Annotated in this window: 9 protein-coding genes; 5 read left to right on the top strand and 4 right to left on the bottom strand. The window is 35.1% G+C overall.

Annotated features, from left to right (window positions below; translation table 11 throughout):
- Positions 1-437: 437 nt before the first annotated feature.
- Both J2Y60_RS13760 and sufB read left to right on the top strand, forming a co-directional pair.
- Positions 438-911, top strand: coding sequence for an Lrp/AsnC ligand binding domain-containing protein (locus J2Y60_RS13760; RefSeq protein WP_184133370.1), 474 nt, complete (start codon positions 438-440; stop codon positions 909-911).
- 115 nt (positions 912-1,026) lie between these two features.
- Positions 1,027-2,475: a Fe-S cluster assembly protein SufB gene (sufB, locus tag J2Y60_RS13755; protein WP_309918662.1), complete on the top strand. Its 1,449-nt coding sequence runs from the start codon at positions 1,027-1,029 to the stop codon at positions 2,473-2,475.
- A gap of 240 nt (positions 2,476-2,715) precedes the next feature.
- Here sufB and J2Y60_RS13750 read toward each other — a convergent pair whose 3' ends face one another.
- On the bottom strand, positions 2,716-3,894 hold the full coding sequence (locus tag J2Y60_RS13750; protein WP_309918659.1) for a TlpA disulfide reductase family protein: 1,179 nt from the start codon (positions 3,892-3,894) through the stop codon (positions 2,716-2,718).
- Between the two features lie 194 nt (positions 3,895-4,088).
- A complete protein-coding gene (locus tag J2Y60_RS13745; RefSeq protein WP_309918656.1) occupies positions 4,089-7,370 on the bottom strand; it encodes a UvrD-helicase domain-containing protein in 3,282 nt (1,093 codons plus the stop codon).
- Between the two features lie 204 nt (positions 7,371-7,574).
- Here J2Y60_RS13745 and J2Y60_RS13740 point away from each other — a divergent pair, with 204 nt between their 5' ends.
- Positions 7,575-8,807: a DUF819 family protein gene (locus tag J2Y60_RS13740; RefSeq protein ID WP_309918652.1), complete on the top strand. Its 1,233-nt coding sequence runs from the start codon at positions 7,575-7,577 to the stop codon at positions 8,805-8,807.
- 163 nt (positions 8,808-8,970) lie between these two features.
- On the opposite strand, the gene J2Y60_RS13735 is transcribed toward J2Y60_RS13740, so the two are convergent.
- Positions 8,971-9,555 carry a cyclic nucleotide-binding domain-containing protein gene (locus tag J2Y60_RS13735; RefSeq protein ID WP_309918649.1) on the bottom strand — a complete coding sequence of 195 codons (585 nt, stop codon included), beginning with the start codon at positions 9,553-9,555 and terminating at the stop codon, positions 8,971-8,973.
- A gap of 202 nt (positions 9,556-9,757) precedes the next feature.
- Here J2Y60_RS13735 and lepA point away from each other — a divergent pair, with 202 nt between their 5' ends.
- Positions 9,758-11,545, top strand: a complete 1,788-nt coding sequence (gene lepA / locus J2Y60_RS13730) for a translation elongation factor 4 (RefSeq protein WP_309918645.1) — start codon at positions 9,758-9,760, stop codon at positions 11,543-11,545.
- 140 nt (positions 11,546-11,685) lie between these two features.
- Here lepA and dacB read toward each other — a convergent pair whose 3' ends face one another.
- A complete protein-coding gene (gene dacB, locus J2Y60_RS13725; protein ID WP_309918642.1) occupies positions 11,686-13,167 on the bottom strand; it encodes a D-alanyl-D-alanine carboxypeptidase/D-alanyl-D-alanine-endopeptidase in 1,482 nt (493 codons plus the stop codon).
- Positions 13,168-13,620: 453 nt separating this feature from the next.
- Between dacB and J2Y60_RS13720 the strand changes: the two genes are divergently transcribed.
- Complete coding sequence (locus tag J2Y60_RS13720) at positions 13,621-14,007, top strand: DUF805 domain-containing protein (RefSeq protein ID WP_309918640.1); 387 nt, start codon at positions 13,621-13,623, stop codon at positions 14,005-14,007.
- Positions 14,008-14,015: the final 8 nt, after the last annotated feature.

Here is a 14,015-nt window from a genome sequence, read left to right as displayed (position 1 = left end):
TTTGAGAATAAAGGTAACAATAAAATTGTGCTTTGACAAAAATTTATCCTCAAAATATATCAAATAATTGGCTGTAGGAGAAGGATTCGAACCTCCACGGTGTGATTAGGTAAAGTACAAAGTCTGGTGGTCAACCCCAGTCCATCTTGCGATGGGCATTACACTTACTTTATTTCATGTTCACCACCCCCGAGACAGGAGGGTACGTCTGCCAAATTTCATCACCCTACAGTGTGGTTGTCATGTGTTTCTTTCAACTTGACAATGCAAAGTTATATACCTTTTTAATGTTTTACAAATTTTACATAAAAAAAACTTAAAATTTACATTCTATTCAATTATTGTAGTGATTTATTTAAAATATGTTAATAATTTCTTTTTGAAAGTATTGTTTTTTATGAAATTTTAAATTTTATTTGAGTCTAAATACTTAAGCTATGGAAAAGAATGTCGAAATCGACGAAACTGATTTAAAAATTTTAGGTCTTTTGATGCAAGATGCCACTATGCCTTACACAGAAATTGGCAAAAAAATCAATGTTTCTGGTGGAACCGTCCATGTAAGGATGGGGAAAATGGAACAGGCTGGTATCGTAAAGGGTTCACAATTGGTGATTGACCATACCAAATTGGGATGGGACATTGCTGCTTTCCTAGGTATTTATTTAGACAAGAGTTCATTATATGCCGAAGTAGCCGAGCAATTGATTAAAATACCAGAGGTTGTAAGTATAAATTACACTACAGGTATTTATTCTATTTTTGCAAAAATTGTTTGTAGAGATACTGTACACCTTAGAGAGGTATTACATGATAAAATTCAAAAAGTACAGGGAATACAACGAACAGAAACCTTTATTTCTTTAGAGGAAAGTATCAACCGTTCTGTCCCTTTTAGCTATAAAGGATAGCCATTAAGCATAAATAATCAAAAATATATAAAAGCCTTTTTAGAAAAATTCTAAAGAGGCGAACTTTTCTTCGATTTTTTGGCTTATTTTTGTAGGATAATTACTACCTACAGCAATGGCAAAAGAAGAAATTGATATATTAGAGGAGGTAACCTCCTCCGAATACAAGTATGGTTTTGAAAGTCACTTCGAAACAGACGAAGTGCCAGCAGGTTTGAGCGAAGACGTAATCAGATTGATTTCAGTAAAGAAAAATGAACCAGAATGGATGCTTAATTTGAGACTAAGTGCTTATCGTACTTGGTTAACAATGGAAGAACCGAAATGGTCTAACGTGCATTATACTCCTGTTGACTATCAGTCAATTAAATATTATTCAGCTCCAAAGCAAGCTAAAGTATTGGAATCTTTAGATGATATTGATCCAGAGTTGCGTGCTACTTTTGAAAAATTAGGTATTTCATTAAACGAACAAAAACGTTTATCGAATGTTGCAGTAGATGCCGTAATCGACTCGGTTTCAGTAGCTACTACTTTTAAAGCCGATTTAGCGAAAAGAGGCATCATTTTCTGCTCGATGTCTGAAGCGATTCAAGACCACCCTGAATTAATCAAAAAATACTTAGGTTCTGTAGTGCCAGTAAAAGATAATTTCTTTTCTGCCTTAAATGCCGCTGTATTTACGGATGGTTCATTCTGTTATATTCCTAAAGGTGTTCGTTGCCCAATGGAGCTTTCTACGTATTTCCGTATTAATGCTGCTGGTACTGGTCAGTTCGAACGTACTTTAATCGTAGCAGATGCAGGTTCTTATGTTAGTTACCTAGAAGGTTGTACCGCTCCACAACGTGACGAAAATCAATTACACGCAGCGGTAGTTGAAATTTTTGCACATGAAGATGCAGAAGTAAAATATTCTACGGTACAAAACTGGTATCCTGGTGATAAAGAAGGTAAAGGAGGTATTTACAACTTCGTAACCAAACGTGGTATTTGCGATGGTGCAAATTCTAAGATTTCTTGGACACAAGTAGAAACTGGTTCAGCTATTACATGGAAATATCCTTCTGTCATTTTAAAAGGGGATAATTCTATTGGTGAATTTTATTCAGTAGCTGTTACGAATAATATGCAACAAGCGGATACTGGTACGAAAATGATTCATATTGGTAAAAACACCAAATCAAGAATTGTATCAAAAGGTATTTCGGCTGGTAAATCTCATAACTCGTATCGTGGATTAGTGGAGGTAATGAAACGTGCAGATAATGCTCGTAACTTCTCTCAATGTGATTCTCTATTGATGGGCGACCGTTGTGGAGCACATACTTTCCCATACATTGAAGTTAAGAACAAAACTGCTACCGTTGAACACGAAGCGACTACTTCTAAAATTGGTGAAGACCAATTGTTCTATTGTAACCAACGTGGTATTTCTACTGAAGCTGCCGTAGCCTTAATTGTAAACGGTTATGCCAAAGAAGTATTAAACCAATTGCCAATGGAATTTGCGGTAGAAGCTCAAAAACTTCTTGCAGTATCACTTGAAGGTTCAGTTGGATAATCTATTGAAGAACTAAAAAGGGTCATATAACATTGATAATACTAAAGCCACTGCATCAGCAGTGGCTTTTTTTATGCCTTTAATAATAACACTCATAGAAGCGATATATCGGTAGCCCTATTGATAACAGCAGTATAATGTTACTAACGGAACTATAATAGGCATACGTAAATCAAAAAAGCGGTCAAAAAACTAATTTTGACCGCTTTTTCATGAATTTAAGTTTGGGATACCTTAGGTTTATTTACCTTTAGGCTTTTCATCTTTTTTAGCATTTTCTTTGCTAAAGATGGCTTCTAATTTCTTGCCTAATGCTTCTCCTCTCAGGTTTTTAGCAATGATTTTTCCGTTAGGGTCTAATAGTAAGTTTTGCGGAATTGCCTGAATACCGTATAATTTAGCTACTTCATTATTCCAGAACTGTAAATCAGAAACCTGAGTCCATGTCAATTTATCATCATGGATAGCTTTCAACCATTTTTCTTTAGCATTTGGTTGGTCTAAAGAAACACCAATAATATGGAAACCTTGGTCTTTGAACTCGTTAAATACTTTTACCACATTTGGGTTTTCTCTTCTACATGGTCCACACCAGCTAGCCCAAAAGTCGATTAAAAGGTATTTACCTCTCAACGAAGATAGTTTTACAGGTACGCCCAATGTATCATTTTGAGTAAAATCTAAAGCTTCTCTTCCGATACCCGTAAGTTTAGCTGTCGTAATTTTTTCTTTAAATTCAACCCCAGCTGGTGATGCCTTTAAAGTGGCAGGTAATAAATTAAAAAGTGGTTCTACTTTTTCTACAATGATTTCATATCCTGCAAAAGTCTTTAATGAATAAAGTGCTAGTGGCGAATTTGGATTTTTCTTGATATAGCTACCATATACGTTTTCTCTTTGTATTTCATCCAATGAATCAATAGAAGCCTCTACCCTATCCATCGCTGCTTTTTCTTTATTTTTTGAATACTCTGAGTATTTTTTATAAAGTGCCTCTAACTTAGTTTCATAAGGTTTTGAAGCAAGATTCAATTTTTCAAACTCTATATGTGATTTTGAACCTTTCACGATAACATTTGAGAACGAATCTACACTTGATACAGTAATAATACCCGGCTCAAGGAAAATAGCTGCTGTATTTCTTTGCGTAAATTTGGCTTTTTTATTGGCTGTATTTTTTGCCGTAAATTGTACCCTAGTAGGGTCTGTCAAAGACAATTTGAACGAATATGCTCCTTTAGCAACCAACGAACTATCCGTTACTCTTTTGCCATTCGCTGCATAAGTGGCATATACGATATCGATAGTATCTTTAACATTTTTAATTGTACCTTTTACTTGAATAGTAGGTTTTGCAGGGCTTTGTGCATTTGTTAATAAAGGCAATGCACATAAAACTGTGAAAAATAGTTTTTTCATGAAGAGGAATTTTAGTTTAAATTATTGATGAACGTATAACGTCAATAAGAAATTATATTGAGCAAATATAATAAGTATAACGCATTTACACTACAGATTTAGTAGTTAAATCATTTTTTTTCACTTCTCTTCTTCATTCTTAGGCAGGGACTTAAGTCCCTGTCTAGCGATAAAACATTGTGAAGTTAATCTTTTCAAAAGACCTCCACTACTTGTTCGTCTTTGGCTTTTTCTTCCAAATACACCAATATTCCTTCTACATTAATATGCCCCATCTCTCGGTAAATATTCATGTATTGTCGTACTTGGGTTTTATGAGACTCAGATTTTGAGCCTGTTTTATAATCCAAAATCACAATTTTATCTTTTAGTCTTACCACTCTATCAGGACGAAGAGGCTTGCCTTTAGGCATTAATATCTCCCTTTCATTCTTGATAGATTCTTCGGCTACCTCAAAAAGTGGCTTGATATTGGGTAAACTCATGATATTTTCCAAGGTCCGCTTTAGCCCTTCAATTTCCGAAGCGACAATCAATCCCTCTCTAAGAATTTCTTGTAGGGCATAATCAGTATCATGATACGTTTTTATTTTGGCAAAGGCTGCATGGACCTTATTGCCATAATCTTTACTTTTCTCGAAGGTTTTTAAGTCAAAAAGACGTTCAGCACTTTGTCGTAGCCTGACTTTATTGCTCCGTTCAAAACTGGTGATTGCACTAATTTCAATCAACGCTTCCTTTTTTTCTTTCTTAGCTTTTATGGGCTTATTTGTTCCTTGATAAACAACCTCAAAATGATTCTCTCCTTCCTCAATAAACGGACAATTGACAAATTGATATAGCTGATTTCCAACTGTTTTACTGAAATCTTTCACATTTTTCTTTACAATCAAATAAAGTCTATCAGTGGGGCGTGTCAACCCTACATACAGCATATTCAAGCTTTCTAAAAAGGTTTTTTCTTTTTCGGCTTTATATTGATTTACTACAGCTGTTTGTTCTAAGGCCTTAGATATCCTCAGCGGTGCACTCTTTAAAGTTTTTTGTGCGGAACCGCTAACAACAATCAATTCATCCTCCTCTGGTAAATCTGCCCAAATCTGTGTTCTCAAGTTAGTATCAGTACTCCAATTACAATAAGGAATGATTACGACAGGGAACTCAAGTCCTTTAGATTTGTGGATACTCATTACAGTCACGGCCGCTTGTCCTTCGGGGGTAGAGATAGAAAGTGTTTCCTTTTTTATTTCCCAAAACTGTAAAAAATCGGTAAGGTGTGTACTCTTTTTAGTCTGAAATTCCAGAATTACATCCAAGAACCTAAAGAGAAAATCTAAGGCTTTATGATGCTCAAAAAGGAAGAAAGTATTGATAATTTTCTCAGCAATTTCATACAAAGCCATTTGTTGCAAAGCAAAAGACTCTAAGGAATATCCTTGATTTTCAATCAATTGATAAAACAAAGCAATATCCCCCGATTCAATAGATTGCTTGATAATTTGATTATCGTCTGTATCAGGAATTTTGTTCAACACTACCCGGTAGAATAAATAAATGGCCTCATATTTCGATAAAGTATTATCAGGATTTTGAATCACTTTCATCAAAGAAACAACTAAATTAACCGCCTCTGAAGCATTTAAATTAAGTGAATCTGAGGAAATTACATCAATATTAGCATCTTTCAAGGCATTGGCGATAATTCTACCATGCTTGTTTTTCCTACACAGTACCGCGATGTCTGCGTAGTTATATCCTGCCCCTCGTGCTTCCTCAATCAATGCCATAATACGTTCGAACATCAATTCATCTTCATTTTCTCCTTGCATAAAATCAATCTCTACATGCCCGCCCGTTTTGGGATTAGCTGGCACTTGCTGTGCAAAGAATTCATCATAGACCATTGGTAGTGATGGTGCAATGCTTTCATTTTCGGGAGATGCCTTAATGAAGTTAAACAAGTCGTTATTAAACGTAATTACTTCCTGTGTACTTCTATAATTGGTACTTAGGTTTTCAGGTTTTAGGTATGGACGAATACTGGCGTATCTTTCCACCAAAAAATCATTGTCTTCATTTCCTATTATCAATCTTTCTAGATTGTCTTTGTGCAAATGCACAATCAATTCCATTTCGCCTCCTCTGAAACGATAGATAGACTGCTTGGCATCGCCCACAGCTAAATTAAAATGCCCATTGGCCAAAGAGTTTTCAACCAAAGGCAAGAAATTATGCCATTGTAGCGTAGAAGTATCCTGAAATTCATCAATCAGGATGTGGTTATATTTTTCGCCCAGTCGCTCGTAAACAAACGGGATGGGTTCTTTCATTACAATCTCAAAGATTTTCCTATTAAATTCTGAAATGTGAATTTGCCCACTTTCGTTCTGAATAGAGGTAATCTCTTTTTTTAGCTGACTGAGTAAAGCTAGTTTTTTAGTTTGTTTAAGAATCTCTTTAAAAAGAACATATTTTGCTCTCTCAGTTTCTTGAATTGTAAAAACGCTACTCAGGTAAATCCCCAATTCATCAGCAATTCCATCAATGATAACTTTAATGCCAGTCTTTTGAGATTTTGAGTACCAAAGGTTTTCATCAATTGCCTTTTTTACATAAGAATTAGCCGAAGTAAAAACATCACTTTCTAATTTCTTAAAAAAAATCCCTACGCCCGACCTACTCTGATAAAAATCCATTACATCTAATCCCGCTGAGGCAATACTTTCTAATGCTATCTGAGCAATGGTTTTAATCTTAGTCTCAAGGTGTTCGCAGAAAGCTTTTAGCTGTTCTTCTATCAATAAAAAATCCTCCGCTTCTAAATCCGCAATTTTGTCGATAGCATCTTGGTGTTGATCAGACAAAAGGCTTTTTCCAAAAATAGACAATTCATCCGCCAAGCCATTCCAAGATTTGCCTTCATCTGCTTTTTCCATTGCAAAGCTTCTGATAGACAACGTAATCTGTTCGAAATGTTCGGTATTTACTTTTTGTAATAATTGCTCTACAGCTGCATCAAGCAATACTTCCGAGTCAAGGCTCACCTCAAAGTTGAATGGAAAATCCAATTCTTCCGTAAAAGCTGCTACTATTTTTTGAACAAAGGAATCTATCGTAGAAACAGAAAAATTGGCATATTCATGGATAATATGCTTAAAAGTCTTTGAAGCTCTGATTCGTAATTCCTCTTCATCAATATCAATCCCTTCTTGTTGTAATTCATCTAAAATTTGTTCAAAAATTCCTTTTGAATCCTCTTGGTCTTGTGGGTCATCACTCGCAAATTGATGAAGATATTTCAAGATTCTCTCTTTCATCTCACCTGCGGCCTTATTGGTAAAAGTAACCGCCAGAATATGATTGAAATAAAAAGGGGAAGTAGTTCTAAGAGCTAATTTGATGTACTCCTTTGCCAAAGTATAGGTTTTTCCCGAACCTGCAGAAGAAGAATATATTTTAAATTTAGGGCTTTGCATGAGATGTTTTATGAATTCGGCTTTCGGCTTTCGGGCTTCAGCTTTCAGATTTTAGCTATTTTTTAGTTTTTATATACCAAAACCATTATCATTGAGTACTTAATTGAAAATCTATTATCTTAAAGTCCTTTATCCTAAAATCCTAATATAATCTTGCAAATTACGAAAAGAACTTAAATTTGTTGAATATTATCAACCTTCATTATGCAACAAACATTTATTACAAACGATGCCGTAATCTTCGGATTATTATTGGGTATCATTTATTTTACCTTTTATACCTCATCCCTCGAAAATCGTTTTTGGAAACGCTTTTATACTTTCTTTCCCAGTATTTTGGTTTGTTATTTTGTTCCGGGTTTACTAAATGCCTTTAATATTGTTGATGGTGAACACTCTAAATTATACGATGTAGCCTCCAAATATTTACTCCCAGCTTGTTTGTTATATTTCACCATCAGCATTGATTTTAATGCGCTAAAACAATTAGGTGGAAAAGCTATTATTGTTTTTTTGGCAGGTACTTTGGGTATAATGATTGGAGGACCAGCTTCGCTTTGGATAGTCAAAATGATTAGTCCTGAAACGGTAGCAGGTGACACTTGGAGAGGACTAGCTACTATAGCAGGAAGTTGGATTGGCGGAAGTGCCAATCAAACGGCATTAAGAGAAGTATTTAATCCGCCTGCCGAAATATTTTCTCAGGCAATTGCCATTGATGTACTTACAGCCGAGCTTTGGTTGGCATTATTGCTATATGGTGTAGGACACGCAACTAAAATCGACAAATGGTTCCGGGCAGATACTCGTGCAGTAAATGATGTACGAATAAAAATTGAAAACAGAGCCAAAGAAAATGCTAGAAATCCAACGGTACATGATATACTTTTAATATTATTTATTGGTTTTGGTGCTACAGCAGTAGCGCATGCTTGTGCGGACATAATAGTCCCTTCTATAGAAAACAATTACCCAGCACTTAAAAAATTCAGCCTTACCTCCTCTTCATTCTGGGTTATTTCCTTAGTGACAATCTTTGGTTTAATACTCTCGCAAACTAAAGCGAGGCAAATTGAGGATGTAGGAGCTTCTAAATTTGGGTCGATATTCTTATTTATTTTAATCGCCACTATTGGCATGAAAATGAACATCTTTGCTGCTTTAGAAAAACCACAGCTTTTTCTAGTAGGCATTATCTGGATGTTGTTTCATGCTAGCTTCACAGTGATTGCTGCATATCTTACCAAAGCACCCTACTTTTTTACAGCAGTTGGTTCACAAGCTAATGTAGGCGGGGCAGCTTCTGCTTCGGTAGTGGCAGCAGCTTTTCACCCCTCTCTGGCATCAGTAGGTGTCTTACTTGCTATTCTAGGGTATGCACTAGGTACTTATTGTGGTTATTTAACAGGATTAATGATGCAGTGGGTGGTTTCTTAATTTTGGGTTGTGAGTGATGAGTTTTGAGTTAAAAAAGTACTTACTCTTTCATAAAACCTACACACTCTATTTGATTTTCCCATAAGTTTATTACCGTGGAGGGTAATCAATTTCAGGCAATGATAACTCAAGACTCATAACTCACCATTCACAACTCAACAAGCTAAAGCACTTTTTTTAATCTACTCAACGACTGTGGGGTAATGTTTAGATAAGAAGCAATGATATGTTGAGGAATCTTCTTTTCAACTGCAGGGAATTCAATAAGTAGTTTTTTATAGCGCAATGTGGCGTCATCGAGCATAAAAGAACGTACTCTATTTCTTTCATCACAAAAATATATTTGGTTGATAATTCTCCCTGCACGCTCCCAACCATGGAATTTTTCAAAAAGCCATGTTAGCCGTTCATAAGTAATATACAATAACTTACAATCTTCTAAGGCATCTAGATAGTCTGTCGAAGGTTGTTGTAATGCAAAACTCACTTGCTCGGTAAATATAGTTCCATCAAAGGCGAAATTGAAGGTTCTGTTGTGTTCACCAGTAACTTTAGTATAAGCCCTTAGTGTTCCCTGTAAAATGAAATAAATTTCATTACATACATCTCCTTCTTTAAGCAGGATGTCTCCTTTCTTGCAAGTTTTGTACTGCACTTTACTCAAAAATGATTTTACTTCCCTTTCAGAGAGTACCACAAACTTATTGAGGTATTCCACCAGAGGGGAAATTTCTGGAGTAATCTTCATGGCGGTTTAAGTTTTAATGACTTTTTTGATTTATTTAGATAAAAAATACTTAAACAAGTTTTATTCTTATCTCTTTTCTAATTAGTTATTATCTTTTTCAAAGTTAAGGACGTAATTTTGTAAAATGTATAAGCAAAACCTGTATTACGGCGAGTAAGTTATACAGCATCATGAAATAAATCAATACCGTAAAATAAATAACGTGAAAAACATTCGTAACTTTTGTATTATTGCCCATATAGATCACGGAAAGAGTACACTCGCTGATAGATTAATTGAATTTACAAATACTGTACAAAAACGGGATATGCAAGCTCAATTACTGGATGACATGGACTTGGAGCGTGAGCGTGGTATCACAATCAAATCGCATGCGATACAAATGAATTTCCCTTATAAAGGAGAAGAATATGTATTTAATTTGATTGATACACCTGGTCATGTGGATTTTTCTTATGAAGTTTCACGATCAATTGCTGCTTGTGAGGGTGCTTTGCTTATTGTGGATGCTGCCCAAGGAATTGAAGCTCAGACTATCTCGAATCTTTTCTTGGCATTAGGGCATGACTTAGAGATTATTCCTGTATTAAATAAAATTGACTTACCAGGGGCAATGCCTGAGGAGGTAAAAGACCAAATTGTAGATTTATTAGGCTGTGACCGCGATTCAATCATCCATGCTTCTGGTAAAGAAGGTATTGGTATCGAAGATATTTTGGTTGCCGTAGTCGAAAGAATCCCTGCTCCTAAAGGTGACCCTGCCGCTGAACTTCAAGCGTTAATATTCGACTCTGAGTTTAATTCATACCGTGGTATTGAAGTAATGTTTAGAGTATTTAACGGAGAAATCAAAAAAGGTGATAAAGTAAAATTCATTGCTACGGGCAAAGAATATTTTGCGGATGAAATTGGTACACTTCGTTTAGAAAAAGAACCTAAACTATCTATCAAGGCTGGTGACGTAGGATATTTAATTTCTGGTATCAAAGAAGCCAAAGAAGTAAAAGTTGGTGATACGATTACTCACCGTGACCGTCCTTGTAAAGAATCTATTCATGGTTTTGAAGAAGTAAAGCCAATGGTTTTCGCAGGTATTTATCCTGTTGAGACTACTGAATTTGAAGATTTGCGTGATGCAATGGGCAAACTTCAATTAAACGATGCTTCCTTAGTATGGGAACCAGAAACATCTATGGCCTTAGGCTTTGGTTTCCGTTGTGGTTTTCTAGGAATGCTACACATGGAGATTGTCCAAGAACGTTTAGAGCGTGAATTTAACATGACCGTAATTACTACCGTTCCTTCGGTGAAATTCAATGTTAAATTAACAAATGGTGATGAGTTATGGGTATCTGCTCCATCAGAACTCCCTGAGCCTAACTTGATTGACCATGTTGAAGAGCCAATCATTAAAGCACAAATCATTACTAAATCTGATTATGTAGGTGGTATCATGAAATTGTGTTTGGATAAACGAGGAGTTCTTTCAAACCAAATTTACCTTACTTCCGACCGTGTAGAATTGCAATTCGACTTACCACTTTCAGAAGTTGTATTCGATTTCTTTGATAAATTAAAGACTATTTCTCGTGGTTATGCTTCTTTGGATTATGAATACAAAGGCTATGAAGAAGGCGAAATGGTGAAGCTAGACGTGATGCTGAATGGTGAAAAAGTAGATGCACTTTCTGCCATCGTTCACCGCGATAAAGCTTATGAATGGGGTAAACGTCTTTGTGAAAAATTGCGTGAATTGTTACCAAGACAACAATTTGACATTGCTATTCAAGCTGCTATCGGACAAAAAATCATTGCTCGTGAAACAGTGAAGGCGTTAAGAAAAGACGTAACTGCAAAATGTTATGGTGGTGATATTTCTCGTAAAAGAAAATTATTAGAGAAACAGAAAAAAGGTAAAAAACGTATGCGTCAAGTAGGAAACGTAGAAATTCCACAAGAAGCATTCATGGCTGTTTTGAAATTAGATTAATCTTATTGATAAGCTGTTATCCGTTATTTATTAATTGTCAATCCTAAGGGATAACAATTAATAGATAACGGATTTTTCTTTTAATTATGTTATCTTTCATCCAATCACTAAATCATAATTCACTAAATCACAACTAATTTTCACAACTCCACCATCATCATCATCAACTTTTCTAACTCTTTTGTCGCTGAACCATAATCTGAATTATATTTATTCAGTATCAACGAAAAGCACATTAATTCTCCATTTTTCGCTGTAAAATATCCAGCATAAGCCCTTACTCCTTCAATTGAGCCACTCTTTGCCCTAACATTACCAACAGCTTTTGTTTTTTTCCCTAAATGAGCTACCGTTCCCGATTCGCCGACCACAGGAATAGACTCATAAAAGGCTTTAAATGATTTTTCAGTGTACATGGCTTTCAAAATATCTGTCATGTTGGCAGGTGTAAGACTATTCATAGGTGATAGACCACTCCCATCTTTTACATTAAAGCCCGATAAATTAAGTCCTCTGTTTTGCCAAATTTGTTTCAACCCTTTTACAGCATCTTTCGTAGTGTTACCGAATGAATAAGACACAGAGAAGGTCTTCAAAAAAGCCTCCGCATATAAATTAATACTTTGGTAGTTACACGCTTTGGCTAGCTCTTTAAGTGCTGGTGATGAATAGCTGGCAATATTCATCGTTTGAAATGGTTTCTGGAAAACAATTCTTTTTTTGCTTACTTCCATAGATGACAGTGGACTTTCATTTACCTTGATGCCTAATTCCTCCAGTTTTTTCTGTAAGAAATAGGCTGCAAACAAAGGCGGGTCGGGAATAGAGCCTTTTACGGAAAAAGTATCCCCTGCTGGTACATAGCCTTGCATCACCAAAATATCTTGATAAGGCGTACTGTATATATTTACTTGGTCACCAGTATGAGGCTTATCTGTTTGTACCCTATTGATTTTCTGATAATATGGTAAGTCTGGAATAGTTTTTATCAAAGAAGCCTCTGCTAAATAAGTACTTGGTTTGAAAGTAGCATAAAATAAATTTTCATTGATGTTTAATCCATATGCTCCTGCACCATAATAATTCCCAATATCTCCCCAAATCCACGTATCGGGCAATACATTTTCTTCAAACAAACTACCATCGGCAAATACCCTTCCTCTAATTTCTTTAATCCCTAAAGCCTTGATTTTTTGAGCCCAACTCTCAAACAAAATCTTATAATCCATTTGTTTATCTATTCGTCCACTTCCGAAAGAGGGGTCGCCAGCACCTTTGATGATAATATTACCAACTAATATAGAATCTGTAATTTGTCCGCTATAATCTAACTTAGTAGTATAAGTATAATCTTCACCTAAGGTTGATAATGCTGTAGCAGACGTAATTAGTTTTAAAGTGGAAGCTGGAGCAAGACTTTTCTGGGCATTGTATTCTACTAATACTTTATTATTGGTAACTGATTTGATACATACCCCCACCATCCCATTTGTCATAAACGGCGTAGTAGCTAAACCATTAACATATTTTTGTAAACGTTCTTGAGGAGGACTATTTTCAAGTGAATCAGGTTTATTTGACAAAGTCAGGATATGCAAAATACTTAACAAAAATAGCTTCATAGAGTATTGTAAGGATTATTGATGAATGTTGATACCTAACAAAGATAAAGAAAATGAGCAAATAAGCTAATAATTTGTATCCTGACTAGAATGTTTAAAATAAGCTAGTAAACCCTATTATTATTCACCTATCATAAGCTTCAAAATATTTTTGTTATTCAATAATCTTTTTACTATGTTTATAAAATCAAATAATATGCTGTGTGTATGTTATTCATTTTCTAACACTTATAAACGACCAAGTAATGTATTATCAAATAAATATGCCAAAATAGCCAAAATATAAAGCAAGTGTTTTTTCATTCTGCTTGCTTATTTTCCCCCATTAATGTCCCTATCATCGGTAGAATTTTTAACGCTTATTTTATATAATTATCATTTTCTTAGTTTTCATGCTGTGGAGACGAGCGTCTACGATAAAAACTAACGAGTAACCAATCAACTATAAATTATATGAATTACTACTTAAAAGTTATACAAAATTATGCAGTTTTCACGGGTAGAGCTAGACGGAGTGAATATTGGAATTTTATGTTTGTTAACTTATTTTTTTCATTTATAGCGCTGATAGCAGACCATATTTTTGGTATCGCTATGCCACTTATTGGTTATGGCCCTATTACTTTATTATACTCATTGGGTATATTTTCACCTGGTCTAGGGGTCTTGGTTAGAAGACTTCACGATGTAGGAAAAAGTGGATGGTTCTGTTTAATTGCACTTATCCCATTTATAGGAGCAGTATGGCTATTTGTATTATTAGTTTCAGAAGGCAACGCAGGTGAAAATGAATATGGTACAAATCCTAAAGAAGAAGTAGAACAGTATAAAAATTTATAATTGCTCGC

The organism is Arcicella sp. BE140, from assembly GCF_031456255.1.
Lineage (GTDB): Bacteria > Bacteroidota > Bacteroidia > Cytophagales > Spirosomataceae > Arcicella > Arcicella aquatica.
This window is presented reverse-complemented; position numbering and strand designations above follow the sequence as displayed.